The 16,549-nt window shown below is 66.2% G+C and carries 12 protein-coding genes; all 12 read right to left on the reverse strand.

What is annotated here, in order from left to right; genetic code table 11:
• Positions 1–272 precede the first annotated feature (272 nt).
• The 12 genes from ACYJSS_RS19185 to ACYJSS_RS19240 all read right to left on the reverse strand — a co-directional run bounded on the left by ACYJSS_RS19185 (position 273) and on the right by ACYJSS_RS19240 (position 16,414).
• On the reverse strand, positions 273–1,232 hold the full coding sequence (locus ACYJSS_RS19185; protein ID WP_111263926.1) for an AraC family transcriptional regulator: 960 nt from the start codon (positions 1,230–1,232) through the stop codon (positions 273–275).
• Between the two features lie 1,177 nt (positions 1,233–2,409).
• Complete coding sequence (locus tag ACYJSS_RS19190; RefSeq protein WP_111263927.1) at positions 2,410–3,759, reverse strand: MFS transporter; 1,350 nt, start codon at positions 3,757–3,759, stop codon at positions 2,410–2,412.
• 321 nt (positions 3,760–4,080) lie between these two features.
• Positions 4,081–4,923, reverse strand: coding sequence for an IclR family transcriptional regulator domain-containing protein (locus ACYJSS_RS19195; RefSeq protein ID WP_111263928.1), 843 nt, complete (start codon positions 4,921–4,923; stop codon positions 4,081–4,083).
• Between the two features lie 127 nt (positions 4,924–5,050).
• Positions 5,051–6,142: a cell division protein ZapE gene (gene zapE, locus ACYJSS_RS19200; RefSeq protein WP_031288310.1), complete on the reverse strand. Its 1,092-nt coding sequence runs from the start codon at positions 6,140–6,142 to the stop codon at positions 5,051–5,053.
• Positions 6,132–6,737 (reverse strand): protocatechuate 3,4-dioxygenase subunit alpha, encoded by a 606-nt coding sequence (pcaG, locus tag ACYJSS_RS19205; protein ID WP_236206607.1) that lies wholly within the window; start codon positions 6,735–6,737, stop codon positions 6,132–6,134. The genes zapE and pcaG overlap by 11 nt, the downstream gene beginning before the upstream one ends.
• Positions 6,738–6,749: 12 nt before the next feature.
• Complete coding sequence (pcaH, locus tag ACYJSS_RS19210; RefSeq protein ID WP_111263930.1) at positions 6,750–7,469, reverse strand: protocatechuate 3,4-dioxygenase subunit beta; 720 nt, start codon at positions 7,467–7,469, stop codon at positions 6,750–6,752.
• 117 nt (positions 7,470–7,586) lie between these two features.
• A complete protein-coding gene (gene pcaQ, locus ACYJSS_RS19215; RefSeq protein WP_111263931.1) occupies positions 7,587–8,516 on the reverse strand; it encodes a pca operon transcription factor PcaQ in 930 nt (309 codons plus the stop codon).
• Between the two features lie 1,365 nt (positions 8,517–9,881).
• Entirely contained in the window at positions 9,882–11,372 is a 1,491-nt protein-coding gene (locus tag ACYJSS_RS19220) for an aldehyde dehydrogenase family protein (protein WP_236206606.1), read from the reverse strand.
• Between the two features lie 34 nt (positions 11,373–11,406).
• Positions 11,407–11,808: a c-type cytochrome gene (locus ACYJSS_RS19225; protein ID WP_236206605.1), complete on the reverse strand. Its 402-nt coding sequence runs from the start codon at positions 11,806–11,808 to the stop codon at positions 11,407–11,409.
• Between the two features lie 214 nt (positions 11,809–12,022).
• Positions 12,023–14,089, reverse strand: a complete 2,067-nt coding sequence (locus tag ACYJSS_RS19230) for an LTA synthase family protein (RefSeq protein ID WP_236206604.1) — start codon at positions 14,087–14,089, stop codon at positions 12,023–12,025.
• A gap of 130 nt (positions 14,090–14,219) precedes the next feature.
• Positions 14,220–14,798, reverse strand: a complete 579-nt coding sequence (locus ACYJSS_RS19235; protein ID WP_111263935.1) for a class I SAM-dependent methyltransferase — start codon at positions 14,796–14,798, stop codon at positions 14,220–14,222.
• Positions 14,798–16,414, reverse strand: a complete 1,617-nt coding sequence (locus ACYJSS_RS19240) for a phosphoethanolamine transferase (RefSeq protein ID WP_111263936.1) — start codon at positions 16,412–16,414, stop codon at positions 14,798–14,800. Before ACYJSS_RS19240 ends, ACYJSS_RS19235 begins: the two co-directional genes overlap by 1 nt.
• Between the last annotated feature and the right edge of the window lie 135 nt (positions 16,415–16,549).

The following is a 16,549-nucleotide window of genomic DNA, read 5'->3' on the forward strand; positions in this document are numbered from 1 at the left end:
TCTTTGGTTTCTTTCTTGTGGTTCGGCATCCCGACGACTGAAGAAAGAGACTCGCCCGGGGGCGAAACCAGAAACATCATCAGAGCTCGGCAATCAGCTGGACTCAAATCCTCTAGCAACACTTAACGCAGACATAGCCAATTCATTCGCCAACCAGGCCGTAGGAATGCCCCAACCCGGAGCCACATGAAGCACCGTCATGGTGGAGGTAAAAAGCGACCTCCACCCTACCCCGCGGATGGATCAGGAGCCCCCAGAGCCGGAGCTCTGGATTACAAACCGCGCCGCCTCAAGGTATCCGACGGCAACTCGCCGAACTGCGCTTTGTAGTTCTCGGCAAAGCGCCCGAGGTGCAGGAAACCGTAATCCAGGGCCAGCTCGGTGACATTGCGCACGCAGCAGTCCGGATCGCTGAGGCAGGCGTGGATGCGCTCGAGCTTCTTCTGGCGGATGTAGTGCCTGGGCGTGGTGCCGGCGTGGCGCTCGAACAGGGCGTAGAGCGAGCGCAGGCTCATCTGCGCCTGGGCGGCCAGCTCCTCGCTGGTGATGTCCTGCCTGAGGTTGCGCTCGATGTGATCGGCGATGCGCTCGAAGGACGCCGCCTGGGAACCGAGCTGCTCGCGGCTGACGTTGGTGCGCATCAGCGTGAGCATCTTGCTGGCGACGATCTGGGTGTAGTGGTCCTGGACACGCAGCAAGGGGTCGCGGCTTTCCGCCTCCTGGCAGACCATGGCCAGCAGGTTGATGAAGCCGTCCAGTTCCAGCAGGCGATAGCGGTTCTGCAGGAAGCGCACGCCGTCGCCCGGGCGCAGCCAGCGCTGCTCGTCGCAGACGGCCTCCATGAGCGCCACCGGCATCTTGAGGATGAACTTCTCGCAATCGTCGGAATAGGTCAGGTCGACCGGATCGTCCGGGTTGATCAGCAGCAGCTCGCCCGGCGCCAGGTAGTGCTCCTGGCGGTGCCCGCGCCACAGGCAGTTGCCGCGCAGCAGCACCTGCAGGTGGTAGATGGTCTCCAGGGCCGGAGAGGTGACCCGCACGCTGCCGCCATAGCTGATACGGCACAGGTCCAGGCTGGCGAACTTGCGGTGATTGAGGCTGGCCTCGGGCCGCCCCACGGTGGGCAGGCGGATATCGTGGGAGCCGACATGCTGGTTGACGTAACCCGACACCGCATAAGGGTCGGCACGCTCAAACACCATGCTGCGCTCGCTCAGCAGGCAATTTTCCATGTCCAACGCACTCTTGTTGTTATTTTACGGAGCCACAGTGACCGGCAAGGTATCCCCGGGCTCGCGAACCAAGCAATTCGTCGGCGGAATATCTGTTCGATTATCGGACACAGCAGTAGTTTAATGAGCCAGGCCAAAGGCTGGCGGGGCCAGCACTAGCCGCTACCATTCGCCCCTACCGGCAAACTCATAGCTGACGAGCGCTCATCCCATCAAGGAGGCACAATACAGGCAAAAGCGCTTGCAGATTCCTAAATCAGAGCCATTGACACCCTCGATGCCATAAACCCAAAAAGGAAACAAGAATGGACCCGAAAAGCTAGAAATTTTAATGAATAATTTTATCAACGAATCAGACACAAGCATCAGTGCTTCCAACAACCTTGAATCGCTATTGGACGACCATTTTCCAGACGATGAATTCGTGCAACAGACCGTTGAAATGCTGTCTTGCTATCGACCCGAAGGAGGAGACTTTCTCTTTAACAAGCAGCAAATACAAAAACGCCTCATCGAGACAAGAACCCATTTAGAGCAAACCCAGAGCACGCATAATTAGATTTAAATAAATCTCATAAAGATACATCCCAGCAATTCAAATTACTCAACCCCTTAGAAATCGACGAAAAACATCCAATGAAGAGAATAGTATTTGATGGCAGCGCAGCCCAAGTGAAATTAGTATTTGATGAATATGGAAGTGGAAATCTATCCGTGGTCTGCCCAAAATGTTTAGAAGAAGCAATAGTCATTACAACCAACGAGGATATAATAAAGCACCAAAGAGCCCCCGGAGTATACTGCCCTCACGATCATTTCATATTGGTCATGAACAGATCTTCACGCTTTCCAAAACCTAGCCAGTAAGCAATTACTAAGAGATTTTTCTCAACGCCCCTACGCACCGAATAGACTAGATGAGCCACCACTACAAGCAGTTCCAATCCCTGACAGAACGCCCCTTATATACACCCCATCATTCAAAGTACGGATAACATGTAGTTGGCCAACATTATTTCTCTCACGACTAATCGCATAGAGGCCGACCAGCTTTTTATCGATAAACTCTGAGGCGATCTCGGGGGAGGCAAGCCTTACATCACTTGCCCCTCAAGTTCCCCTACTTGCTGTCTAGGATCACGACTCCAAGCCAGAATCAAATCTCGCCGGTGCGTACTCACGTCGCATCCGCATGGCTCACCAGCCCCTTGATCACCACCGCCGCCGTGGCGATGGCAGCGGGGACCACCAGCGCGGTCAGCACCTGTTCGAAGTTCCAGCCCAGGCCCAGCAGCGTGGCGCCGATCCAGGCGCCGAGGATGGCGCCGAAGCGGCCGATGCCGAGCATCCAGGACACGCCCGTGGCGCGGCCCTGGGTGGGGTAGAAACGTGCGGCGAGGGACGGCATGGCCGATTGCGCGCCGTTGATGCACATGCCGGCGAGCAGCACCAGGGTCGCCAGCAGGGTGACCTGGCCCAGGCTCTGGCCGACGAAGTAGGCGAAGACGCCCGCCAGCAGGTAGAAGATGCCGATGACCTTGTGCGGGTTGAATCTGTCCATCGCCCAGCCTACGCCGACGGCGCTGAGCACACCGCCGAACTGGAACAGCGCCCCGATGAAGGCGGCCTGCTCCATGCTCGCACCGCTGTCGCGCATCAGGGTCGGCAGCCAGCTGGTGAGCAGGTAGACGATCACCAGGCCCATGAAATAGGTCAGCCACAGCAGCAGGGTGCCGGCGCTGTAGGTGCCGGCGAAGACCACCTTGAGCACGTTGCGGCTCTGCACCGTCTTCTGCTCCGGCACGCTGAAGTCCGTGGCCACGGCCACCTCCGCCGGGGCGATGGGGGCCAGCACCTGGCGCACCCTGTCGGCCCCCCGGTTGCGCACCACCAGGTAGCGGGCGGACTCCGGCAGCCAGAGCAGCAACACCACCGCCAGCAGCAGCGGCAGCACGCCGCCGAGCAGCAGCAGGCTGTGCCAGCCGAAGGCCGGGATCATCTTCGCGGAGACGAAGCCGCCGGACGCCATGCCCAGGTTGAAGCCGCAGAACATGCTGGTCACCAGCAGCGACTTGAGCCGCTCCGGCGTGTACTCGGAAAGCAGCGTGGTGGCGTTGGGCATCGCCGCGCCCAGGCCCAGGCCGGTGAGCAGGCGCAGCACCAGCAACTGGTCGATGTCGCTGCTGAAGGCCGACAGCAGGCTGAACAGGCCGAAGAGGAACACCGCCACCACCAGCACGATCTTGCGGCCGAAGCGGTCGGCCAGCGGGCCGGAACCGAGGGCGCCGAAGACCATGCCGATCAGCGCGGCGCTCATCACCGGGCCGAGGCTGGCGCGGTCGATGCCCCAGTCCTGGGTCAGGGCCGGGGCGATGAAGCCCATGGCGGCGGTGTCGAGGCCGTCGAGGAAGACGATGAGGAAGCACAGCAGCACGATCCGCCATTGGTAGCGGGAAAGCGGCTGGGCGTTGATGAAGGATTGGACGTCGAGGGTACCGGCGGCCGGTAGCGATGCAGGGCGGGTCATGTAGGAAGTTCCTGTGAAGGCGTCTTCGCGCGGCACGGGCCGATGATCTCGGCCTCCGTGGGGTAACGCACGAATGAGACAGGAATGAGCGTGCCCGGCAGGCGAACCCCTGCGGCGTGCGACGACGGAGCGCTTGCGCGCTGCGGATGGCTGCTGGCCATGGCTGACTCTCATTGTTTTTATGGGACCGCAGCGTCTCGTGCGGCCCGGCAAACACTACGGAGAGGCCTGGGGCAGTTCAATTCGATAATCGACTATGCGTGCGCTTATCGAACGCTTTGCAAGAGGTCGGCGGATGCCGGCCCCAAGGGGGAACGGCGCCTATTGGAACAGCCGTGCGCTGAGTTCCTTGCTCGCCTCCAGCAGCACCGGCAGGAAGCGCGTCTCCAGCTCCTGGCGGGTGACGCGACCGGCGTGGGTGCCGACGTTGAGGGCGGCGAGCACCTGGCCGGCGGAGTCCTTCAGCGGCACCGCCACCGAGCGCAGGCCGACTTCCAGCTCCTGGTCGATGATCACCCAGCCCTGGGTGCGGATCTGCGCGATGCTCGCGCGCAGCCCTTGCGCCGTATGCACGGTGCGGCTGGTCTTGATCTGCAGGTCGGCGTGCTCGATGTACTCCTCCAGCGCCGCGTCATCCAGCGCGGCGAGGAGAATGCGGCCCATGGAGGTGCAGTAGGCCGGCAGCCGGCTGCCGACGCTGAGGTCCACCGAGATCAGCCGCTGCGGCGTGGCCGAGCGGGCGATGTAGAGGATCTCGTCGCCCTCCAGGGTGGCCATGGAGCAGGCCTCGTGCAACTGCTCGCTGAGACGGTCGAGGATCGGTTGCGCGGTGACCGCGAGCGGCGTCGAGGACAGGTAGGCGTGGCCGAGGGTGAGCACCTTGGGCAGCAGCGAGTAGGTGCGGCCGTCGGTGGTCACGTAGCCGAGGCTCATCAGCGTGTGCAGGCAGCGGCGCACGGCGGCGCGGGGAATCTCGGTGCGGTGGCTGATCTGGGCGATGGTCAGGTGGCGCTTGCGCTCCTGGAAGGCGTGGATCACTGCCAGGCCACGGGCCAGGGAGGTCATGAAATTGGGGTCGCCGGTGAAGGCTTCGATGCGCTTGGCTGGCGAGGCGATGATGGGCGGCGCCAGGGGCGGCAGGGGGACTCGTTGTTCGTCGCTCATTGTTGTTGTCCTTGGCTATCGCACCGGGCTGATGGGCGATTATCGAAGCGGTGGGCGGTTATCGCAATTGGCGGCTGTTCAGTGGGTGCCCGCGCTCGCGGGGATGACGGTGCTCCCGGCAGATTCTCTAGGGGGCGGTATCCAGCTTCACGCTGCGCAGCTGCTTCATCCGGCTCAGGGTGCGGGCGAAATCCACGGCATTGCCGCCCTCGGCCAGTTGCTCCAGCGCCACGGCGGAGAACAGCCGCAGGTGCAGCCCCCGGTCGTAGGCGATGTCGATGAAATTCAGGAAGCGCTGGCTGACGTCCTGGGGGTGGTCGCCGAGGCGGTCCAGGCCGCTCACCGCCATGTGCGGGAAGTGCTCGATCAGCCACAGGTAGTCACTGGCCGAGCGCGGCGTGGCGAACAGCTCGTGGAAGTCCAGCCAGGCCCGGTCGCCTTCCAGTGCATGCACCCGCAGCGGGTGGTGGTTGACCTCCAGCACCTGGTCCAGCAAGGCGCCCTCCCCCAATCCCAGGGAACGGCGGATCGACGCGCCGCCATCCTCCGGCTCGGGCCAGCAGTAATCGCCCCAGGCTTCCAGCTCGGTGCTGTGCTGGCGGTAGTCCTGGCCGGCGTCGAGGGAGAACACGTCGAAGCGCTTCTCGATCAGCTGGATGGCCGGGCGGAAGCGCTCGCGGTACAGCGGGTTCGGGCACAGCCTGTCGGGGCTGTAGTTGGAGGTGCAGACCAGGCCCACGCCCTCCTCCACCAGCACCTTGAGCAGGCGCCCGAGCAGCATGGCGTCGCCGATGTCGTGCACGTGGAACTCGTCGAAGCACAGCAGCCGCGTCTGCTGGGCGATCTCCCGGGCGACACGGGCCAAGGGATCGGGCTGGCCGCTGAAGGCGAGCATGCGCACCTGCAACTCCTGCAGGAAGGCGTGGAAGTGCACGCGGCGCTTGGCCTGCACCGGCGCGGCGGCGAAGAAGGCGTCCATCACGAAGCTCTTGCCCCGGCCGACGCCGCCCCACAGGTAGACACCCGCCACCGGCCGGCGGAACCAGCCCCGACGCGCGTTCAGGTGTTTGTCCAGCCAGCTGCCGAGGTGCTCGACGGCCGCCTGCTGTGCGCTGTCGGCGCGGTAGCCCCGCGCCTCCAGCACCGCGTTGAAGTGCCGCCGGATGCGCTCGAGGACCGTTTCGGCGGGCTGATCGGACTGCAGCGTTCTAGAAGTCAAAGAAGACCGTTTCCCCTTCCCCCTGGATGCGGATATCAAAGCGGTAGGCGAGCTTGCCGTCCACCTCGCAGCGCTGGGCGACCAGGGTTTCCCGGCGCTGCGGCTGCTCGATCAGGGTGAGCACCGGGCAGCGGGCGTTGGCCTCGGCCTCGTCGTCGAAGTACAGGCGCGTCTGCAGGTGGATGTTGATGCCCCGGGCGAACAGCGAGACGTTGATGTGCGGCGCCATGGGCACCCCGGCGGCGTTGTGCACCACGCCGGGCTTGATGGTCTTCAGCGTCCATTCGCCGGCATCGAAGGTGGTGGCGGTGCGGCCGAAGCCGTTGAAGGGCTTCTCCGGGTCGAAGGCGCTGTCGTAGCGGCCTTCATGGTCGGCCTGCCAGAACTCCAGGAAGGAATCGCACACCAGGTGGCCGTTGCCGTCGTAGACGTGGCCGATGAGCAGGATGTGCTCGCCCGGCGCACCGGGCTTGGCCATCTCGCTCCAGATCTCCTGGTCGCGGACCGGGTTGCCGGCGGCGGCGAGCGCCAGGCCGATGTGCACGTAGGGGCCGGCGGTTTGCGACGGGGTTTCCGGCAGCAATTGGATGGGCATGCGCGCAGCTCCTCAGCGGTTTTCGAAGTGGGTGCGGCGCTGGCCGCGCAGGACGATGTCGAAGCGGTAGGCCAGGCAATCCATGGGGTTGGCCGCGCTCATGTCGAGCCTGGCGATCAGGCTCTGCACCGCCTCGGGGTTGGCGATGGACTTGACGATGGGGCACATGGGGATCAGCGGGTCACCCTCGAAGTACAGCTGGGTGATCAGCCGGGTGGCGATCGACGGGCCGCTGATGGAGAAGTGGATATGCGCCGGGCGCCAGTCGTTGGGGCCGTTGCGCCACGGATAGGGGCCGGGCTTGATGGTGCGGAAGCTGTAGTAGCCCTCGCTGTCGGTCAGCGCGCGGCCGACGCCGCCGAAGTTCGGGTCCAGCGGCGCCAGGTAGCGGTCGTTCTTGTGGCGGTAGCGGCCGCCGGCGTTGGCCTGCCACATCTCCACCAGGGTGTGGGGGATCGGCTTGCCGTATTGGTCGCAGACGCGCCCGGCGACGATGATGCGCTCGCCGATGGGCAGGCCGCCGTGGTCGAAGTTGAGCAGGAGGTCGTTGTCGAAGCGCCCCAGCTTCAGGTGCGAGAAATCCGGACCGCTGGTCTCGGAGACCGATTGCGGGATGCTCACCAGCGCCTGGCGCGGGGAACGGGGAATGGAGGTCTTGTAGTCGGGCGTCAGGGCCTTGGGGTGCCAGTTGCGATCACGAATGACGAAGCGGCTCTGTTGCGCATCGGGCATGTCGATCTCCTCGTTATTGGATTTGTGGAGGCTGCGGGGCAGCAGGCTGTGGCGAAGTGTCACGCCTCGCCGGAGCCCGGAAAACTGAAATAACGCGCCCCATCCATAACCATTTGATTAAGGATACTGCCCCTCCCGATAGGCCTGGCCCAGCTCGCGCAATACCTCGACGCACCAGTGCGCCGCCAGGGGCAGCGGCAGCGCGGCGTTGCTGCAGATGCCCACCGAGCCCCCGGGCTCCCGGATGCCCAGTTGCAGCTCCACCAGCTCGCCCCGGCGCAGGTCCAGCCGCACCGCGTCGGTGGGGGCGATCCAGATCGCCTCGCTGGTCTGCACGTAGCGACGGCTCAGGGCCACGGAGAGGGTCTCCAGGCGCTGGCGCGGCTGGCTGATGCCGCATTGCACGAAGAAGGCGTCGGCGTACTTGCGGATGGTGGTGCCGGCCAGCGGCAGCACCAGGGGGTGGTCCTGCAAGCGCTCGCGCTGCAGTGGCCCCTCCAGCAGCGGGTGGCCGGGACGTACCACCAGGGTCATCGATTCGCTGTACAGGTGTTCGAACAGCAGGCCCTGGATCTGCGGGCTGTCGGTCATGCGCCCCACCACCAGGTCCAGTTCGCCCAGGTGCAGTTGCGACAGCAGGAAGGCGCTGGGGCCGGTCACCACGCTGGCCACCAGGGTCGGGTGGCGCGCGTGCAGGCGGCGCACCACCTCGGGCACCAGCAGGCTCTCCACCGTGGAGAGCACGCCCAGGCGCAGGCTGGCGGATTCGTGCTCGCCACTGCGCAGGCTGTCCACGCCATCGCGCAGCGCCTGCACGCAGGGGCCCGCGTAGCGCATGAAGGCCACGCCCGCCTCGGTGAGGGTCACGCCGCTCTTGCTGCGCGCGAAGAGGCTGGCGCCGAGCAGCTCCTCCAGCTCCTTGAGGGTCTTGGAAATGGCCGGCTGGCTCACCGCCAGCTTGTCCGCCGCCCGCGCCAGGGTGCCCTGGCGCGCCACTTCGAGGAAGCACACCAGGTGGCGGAATTTGATGCGGGTATCGATATTCACGGCAGCTGCCCGATGAGGGAAATGGCCGAAGCCTAGCCTCGAATGCCGATCAGGCCAACAGGTTTGGTTATGACCCGGCGATGGGAGGCCAGGTGCATGGCCCTCGAGTGGATCCCCGCATTCGCGAGGATGACGGTGCGGCACGCACCATCCCCACACACCGTCACCCCCGCGCACGCCGGGGCCCACTGAACAGCCTTCCGCCCGTGGGAGCGAATTCATTCGCGATGCGGAGCCCCAGGCAACGCCGTGCCCGCAGGCTTGAGTGGATCCCCGCATTCGCGAGGATGACGAGGTGGCACATACCATCCCCATACACCGTCACCCCCGCGCACGCGGGGGCCCACTGAACAGACTCCCGCCCCACCCCGTGGGAGCGAATTCATTCGCGATGCGAAGCCCCAGGCAACGCCGTGCCCGCCGGCTTGAGTGGATCCCCGCATTCGCGAGGATGACGAGGTGGCACAAACCATCCCCATACACCGTCACCCCCGCGCACGCGGGGGCCCACTGAACAGCCTCCCGCCCGTGGGAGCGAATTCATTCGCGATGCGGCGCCCCAGGCAACGCCCTGCTCGCCGGCTTGAGTGGATCCCCGCGTTCGCGAGGATGACGAGGTGGCACAAACCATCCCCATACACCGTCACCCCCGCGCACGCGGGGGCCCACTGAACAGCCTCCCGCCCCGTGGGAGCGATTTCATTCGCGATGCGAAGCCCCAGGCAACGCCGTGCCCGCCGGCTTGAGTGGATCCCCGCGTTCGCGAGGATGACGGTGCGGCACGCACCATCCCCACACACCGTCACCCCCGCGTACGCGGGGGCCCACTGAACAGCCTCCCGCCCGTGGGAGCGATTTCATTCGCGATGCGAAGCCCCAGGCAACGCCGTGCCCGCCGGCTTGAGTGGATCCCCGCATTCGCGAGGATGACGAGGTGGCACACACCACCCCACACACCGTCACCCCCGCGCACGCGGGGGCCCACTGAACAGCCTCCCGCCCCGTGGGAGCGATTTCATTCGCGATGCGGCGCAACAGGCAACGCCGTGCCCGCCGGCTTGAGTGGATCCCCGCATTCGCGAGGATGACGAGGTGGCACAAACCATCCCCATACGCCGTCACCCCCGCGTACGCGGGGGCCCACTGAACAGCCTCCCGCCCGTGGGAGCGATTTCATTCGCGATGCGAAGCCCCAGGCAACGCCGTGCCCGCCGGCTTGAGGTGGATCCCCGCGTTCGCGAGGATGACGGTGCGGCACGCACCATCCCCACACACCGTCACCCCCGCGCACGCGGGGGCCCACTGAAAGACACCCATAAAAAAACAGGCCCGAAGGCCTGTGAATTAGGAGGGTGTCGCACTTGCTCAGTGGGCGATGCACACCGATTTCAGCTCGGTGTAGGCCTCGATGACGGTGCGGCCGAACTCGCGGCCCATGCCCGATTGCTTGACGCCGCCGAACGGCATGTTGGGGTCCAGCAGCACGTGGGCGTTGACCCACACGGTGCCGGCCTCGATGCGCGGGACCAGGTTCATCGCCTTGGTCAGGTCGTTGGTCCAGAGGCTGGCGGCCAGGCCGTATTCGCTGTCGTTGGCCATGGCGATGGCGCTCTCCTCGTCGTCGAAGGGGATCACCGACAGCACCGGGCCGAACACTTCCTCGCGGGCGACCGTCATGGAGTGATCGACATCGGCCAGCACCGTGGGGCGCACGTAGAAGCCTTCGCTGTCCACCGGCGTGCCTCCGGTGACGACGCGGGCGCCCTCGCGGCGGGCCAGTTCGATGTGGCGCAGCACGCCCTGCTGCTGCTTGCGCGAGACCAGCGGGTTGATCGCCGCATCGCAGTCCATGCCCGCACCGATGGACAGGCCGGAAACGGCGCCGGCCAGCTTCTCGACGAACTCGTCGTAGCGCGAGCGCTGCACATAGAAGCGCGACGCCGCGGCGCAGACCTGACCCTGGTTGAGCAGGCCGCCGAGCAGCGCCCCACCGATGGCTTTGTCGATGTCCGCGTCGGCGAGGATGATCATCGGGTTCTTGCCGCCCAGCTCCAGGGCGAAGCGGGTCATGTTGCGCACCGCCACCGCGCCGACGCTCTTGCCCACGGCGGTGGAGCCGGTGAAGGACACCTTGTTGATCAGCGGGTGCGAGGCCAGGGCGTTGCCCACGGTGGCACCACCGCCGGTGACCAGGTTGAACACGCCCGGCGGGATGCCCGCCTCCAGCGCCAGCTCGGCCAGGCGCAGCGCGGTCAGCGGCGTCTCGGTGGCCGGCTTGATCACCACCGTGCAGCCACAGGCCAGCGCCGGCATCAGCTTCCAGGTGGTGATCATCAGCGGGAAGTTCCAGGGCACGATGCCGGCCACCACGCCCACCGGCTCGCGGCGGGCGAAGGCGGTGAAGCGCGCGCCTTCGGGCAGCGGGATGGAGACGTCCAGGGTCTGGCCCTCGATCTTGGTCGCCCAGCCGGCCATGTAGCGCATGAACTCCACCGTGGCGCCGACGTCGAGCATCCGCGCCATGTTGATGGACTTGCCCTGGCTCAGGGTTTCCAGTTGCGCCAGCTCCTCGCCGTGCTCCTCCACCAGCGCGGTGAAGCGCAGCAGGATGCGTTCGCGATCGGCCGGACGCAGGCCCGACCAGACGCCGGCCTTGAAGGCGCGGTGGGCCGATTGCACGGCGCGGTCCAGCAGCGCGTCATCGGCTTCCGCCACATCGGCGATCACCTCGCCGGTGGCCGGATTCAGCACCGGGGTGGAAGCGCCTTCGGGCACCACCCACTGGCCGTCGATGAAGCAGCCGTGGCGGCGTTGCAGGAAGGCCGCGACCTGCGGCAGTACGTCAACCTTGCTCATGTTCTTTCCTCGTTCATGGGAGTTCCGGAGCGCCTCAGTGCGGCTGGGCGAGGAAGCAGGCGATGGCCTGGCGATCCGTCGCGTCGGCCAGGCCGGCATAGGGCATGTAGGTGCCGGGCACCTCGGCCTGGGGCTGGGCGATGAAGGCCTGCAGGCCGTCCTGTTCCCAGGCCCGGGCGCGGGCCTTCATCGCTTGCGAGTAGGCGAAGCCAGGCTGGCTGCCGGCGTTGCGGCCGATCACCCCGCCCAGGTTCGGGCCCATGCCCGGGGCCGCGTCCTTGCTCGTGGCATGGCACACCGAGCACTCGGCGGCGAAGGCGCTGGCGCCCCGCCCAACCACGGCCTGGCTGCAATCGGCGAGCGCGGGCAGGACCGGAAGCAGGAACAGCAGCGCGAAGACGGCGAGGAACGAAGGTGTCTTGTTGTTGGGCGGCATGCAGCGGACCTTGATGGGCGAATGTCACCCTGGGGCTCGCCCGTGTAGAGCGCAGCCAGTTGGGCGACGGTCAGCCGATTCTTACCGCTTGGAGCCAGGCAGGTTTTTCCCTGCATGCCAGATGTGTTGGCGACTCTGCCAGGGCCACGCCCCGAAGAAGCGCGGCACCGTGGTGGGGAGGAACGCGCCCCGGAATGGCTCCGGGGCGGCGGGGTCAGGGCTTGGCGTCGACGACGCCGGTGGTGTTGCCCAGCAGGCTCTTGGTGGCCACCTGGATGAACGCTTCGAGGCGACGGCTCATGGCCTGCACCGCTTGCGGGTCCTCGACGCGGGTCGCGCCCTGCTCGCTGTTGAGGCGGTAGTCGTAGAGCAGCGGATCGGCGCCGCGCGGCTGCACCAGGATGCGCCCGTCGGCCACCATGGCCACGGTCTGGTCGCTGCCCGAGGGCTTGATCACGCCGAAGCCCTTGTCTTCCGGCGCCAGGCTCAGCAGGTCGCGGCCCCAGCACTGGTGGCGGGTCTCGCCGCCGAGGCGGCCCATGATGGTGGGCACCACATCGACCTGCGTGCCGACGACGTCGGTGCGCGCGCCGAACTTCTCCTGGATGCCGGGGGCGATCAGCAGCAACGGCACGTTGAAGCGGTACAGGTCGATATCGGTGAGCTGCTCGGGCGTGCCGAAGCCATGGTCGCCGACGATCACGAACAGCGTGTCCTTGTAGTACGGCGACTGCTTGGCCTTCTCGAAGAACTGCCCCAGGGCCCAGTCGGAATAGCGCATGGCGGTGAGGTGCTGGTCCAGCGAGCCGAAGCCCGTGACCGGCTCCACCGGCAGCTGCGCCGGCAGGGCGTAGGGCGTGTGGTTGGAGAGGGTCTGCAGCAGCGCATAGAAGGGCTTGCTGCCGTAGTTGTCCCTAAGCTCCTGGGCGGCGCGGTCGAACATGTCCTGGTCGGAGACGCCCCAGGTCGGGTCGGAGACCACCGGGTTGACGAAGTCATTGCGCCCCACGAAGTTGCGCATGCCCTGGTTGCCGAAGAAGCCCAGCTGGTTGTCCCAGCCGAAATCGCCGTTGTAGACGTACAGGTCGTCGTACTGGCGGGCGCTGAGCAGTTGCGGCAGGCCGGAGAACTTGTGGGTGCCCTCCTGCTGCTCCATCAGGTACTCGAAGCCCGGCAGGTTGGGGAAGCACGCCATGGTGGCGAACATGCCCTGGTGGGTGTGGGTGCCATTGGAGAAGAAGCGGGTGAACAGCAGCCCCTCCTTGCTCAGGCGATCGAAGTTGGGGGTGATGTCGCCCTTGCCGCCGAGCGCGCCGACGTAGTGCCCGGCCAGGCTCTCCATGAGGATCACCACCACGTTGCGCACCGGCAGGCTGCCATTGGCATCGGGCGTGAGCAGGCGGCGCACGGCGGCGCTGCCCTCGTCCACCAGCTGGTCGTGCGGGGTCAGCAGCATCTCGCGGACCACGTCCTGGGCCTCGCCTTCGGGCAGGCTGGCCTTCCACTGGTTGTCACGGGTCTCGGAGAAGCGCGCCTGGGCGGCGTTCATCAGCATCAGCGTGCCGTTGAGGCCGAGCTGGTTGGCGAAGGCGGAGTCGGTGGTATTGGCATCCCCCCAGCGCAGCGGCGGGCCCTGGCGCAGGGTGCCCCGGGCGGCGACCACGGCGAGTACAAGGACCAGGGCGAAGACCCCGGCGCGCAGGTACCAGGGTGCGAGGGCGGCGCGGCGGCTTCCGCCCGCAACGGGCTCGCTGCGTGGGCGGCTGCGGCGATCGATCCACTGGAACAGCTTGAACAGCAGCCAGGTGGCGACGGCCCAGGCCAGCAGGTAGCGCACCACCGGGAAGCCGTACCAGAGCATGCTCAGCACGGTCTTCGGGTCCTGGCTCATGTACTGGAACACCAGGCTGTTCAGGCGTTGGTGGAATTCGCGGTAGAAGTCCAGCTCCAGCAGGCCGAAGAACAGGGTGATGCTGGCGAAACCGGTGAGCCACACGCGGTGCAGGCGGCGCGCGGCCATGGCGCCGGCGAAGGGGATGGACAACAGCAGCGGCGCCAGGGCGTAGATGGTCAGGCGCAGGTCGAAACGCAGGCCGTTGAAGAAGGCCTCGACGAAGGTGGCGGCCGGCGTGGCGCCGATCAGCTCACGGTTGTAGACCAGCAATGCGCCGCGCAACAGGGTGTACATCGCCAGGAAAACCAGGCCGCAGGACAGGGTGAAGGCCAGGTGGCTGCCCAGGGTCGGGCGGTAGGCACCTGAAGGGCTGCGGGTTCTGCTCATGTCTCGGAGTCCATCCAGTGGGAAGAGGAAATGCGAACGGCCGGGCGTCCGAAGCGGGATGCCGGAGAGGCGCGATGATAGTGCTTAGGTAAGCCAAATGGGAAAGGTTCAGCGGTAACAGTTTTTTCCATCAGCCGTCCTTGCGCAGGACGTAGGTGCGGACCATCGCCCAGCCGGGCAGGAAGTCCTGATGCGAGAGCACCTGCAGGCCGAGCTGGCGGAATTCGTCCTCCAGCACGTCGCGGCGCAGGGGCGGCACGGTGTCGCCCTCCTCGCCCCTATGCCGCCGCCAGTGCCAGGCCTCCAGGTTGCCGTCCACCGGCAGCGAGAGGATCAGCGTGTCGCGGGTCACCCGGCGCAGCTCGCGCAGGGCCAGCAGCCGCTGCTCGGGGCTCAGGCGGCTCAGCGACTGCAGGCAGAGGATGCTGTCCACCGCGTTTTCCGGCAGCTGGATGGCCAGCACCGAAGCCTGGAAGCCACGCACCCTCTCCACCAGCGGACCGCTGCGGGTGGCGAGCGCGCGATCGAGCACTTCCCGCGAGGGGTCGGCCGCGAGGATGAAGCGGTTCGGGTGCTCGGCCAGCAGCGCCCAGGAACGCCCCAGGCCGCACGGCAGGTCGAGCACCAGGTTGGGCTCGCCGGCGGCCTTGAGGGCGCGTCGGGCGATCTGCCGCTGGCGCCAGCGCCCGAACCAGGGGGAGAGAGGCATCAGGACGCCGACCTCCGGCAGGGGGCGAAGAGGTCGAGGCCGCGCTGGTATTCGCCGGTCTCGATCTGCAGCAGGCCGAGCATGGAGTGGAACAGGTTGTCCTGGCTCACCGGCTCGTCGCGGCGGGTCGCCAGGCAGGCGTTGTCCAGGCCGAAGTCCTTCTGGTAGCCCTCGGAGAACCAAGTCAGCAGGCCGACGTGCTTCTGCTCGTCCGGCGCCATCGCATAGGGCGTGCCGTGCAGATAGAGGTTGTATTCGCCAAGGGATTCGCCGTGGTCGGAGAGGTAGATCATCGCCGTGTCGACGCGGTCCTGATTCTTGCGCAGCAGGTCGATCAGGCTGGACAGCACGTAGTCGGTGTAGACCAGGGTGTTGTCGTAGGCGTTGACGATGCTCTCCCGCGAGCAATCGCTCAGGGTGGCGCTGCGGCACACCGGGGTGAAGCGTTCGAAGGCCGCGGGGTAGCGCTTGTAGTAGGCCGGGCCATGGCTGCCCATCTGGTGCAGCACCAGCACGCTGTCGTCCTTGAGGGTGTCGATGTAGCCCTGCAGGCCCTGCAGGAGGATGGCGTCCTGGCATTCGCCGTCGGCGCAGAGGACCGGGTCCCTGGCGTTGCTCAGATCTTCGAAGGCCACGCGGTCACAGGTGCCCTTGCAGCCGGACTGGTTGTCGCGCCAGCGCACGGCGAGGCCGGCGTGCTTGAGCACATCCAGCAGGCCTTCCTGGGATGCGGCGCGGTCATGGCTGTAACCGCTACGAGTGAGGTTGGAGAACATGCAGGGCACCGACACGGCGGTCTCGGTGCCGCAGGAGCGCATCTGGGTGAAGGCGGTCAGGCCCGCCTGGCGGGCCAGCAGCGGGGTGGTGTCGCGGCCGTAGCCGAGTAGGCCGAGGTTGGCGGCACGGGCGCTCTCCCCCAGCACCAGCACCGTCAGCGATTTGCGTGCGTGACCCTGCCAGGCCGCGGCGCGATGGGCATCGGTGCCGATGGCGCGCATCGGCTCGGCCGGCCGGGCGAACTGGCCACGCAGGTAGCTGAACGAGGCGCCCAGGTAGTTGCTCGGCACCACCATCAGGCGCAGCTCGTGGTGGTTGCGGAACAGGGAGGCCAGCGCCTGGTAGTTGCTCAGGGCGATCGCGCCAAGGGCCACCAGGCACGCCGCCATTACCAGCAGCTTGCTCAGCAGCTCGCGCAGCAGCGGCCGGTGGCCGATCTGCAGGCGCCACAGCAGCCAGGCGGGCAGCACGCCGAATGCCAGCAGGAAGCCGGCGAACCTCAGGGTCAGCAGGTCGCCCACTTCGCTGACGTTGGTCTCGGCGACGTTGCGCAGCATCTCGACGTCCACCACCACGCCGTACTGGGTCATGAAGTAGAGCACCCCGGCACTGCCCAGCAGCACGAGCGTCAGCAAGGGTTTGAACACCCAGCGGAAGGAGAACAGCGTCAACACCAGGTTGAAGATCAGCACCACCAGCAGGCCGAAGACCACGCGCAGCCAGGGGTCGGGAACGATCTGAGTGACGTGCCGCCACAGCGGCAGGTTGTAGAACAGCAGCAGCGCGACGCTGACCAGCAGGGTCAGGGCTTCGGGACGCAACCGGAGGTTTTTCAGCATGGACGACGCTCGACGGCCCTGCAGGAGTTGCAGGAGACGGCTCGCAGCCTAGGTAGCGGTCGGTCAAGAATTCGTGAAAAAAACCTCGTGGAAACGTCGACGGCAAACGCATCGGTCCTCCGGGGGCGACCGCCG

Source organism: Pseudomonas sp. No.21 (genome assembly GCF_054558415.1).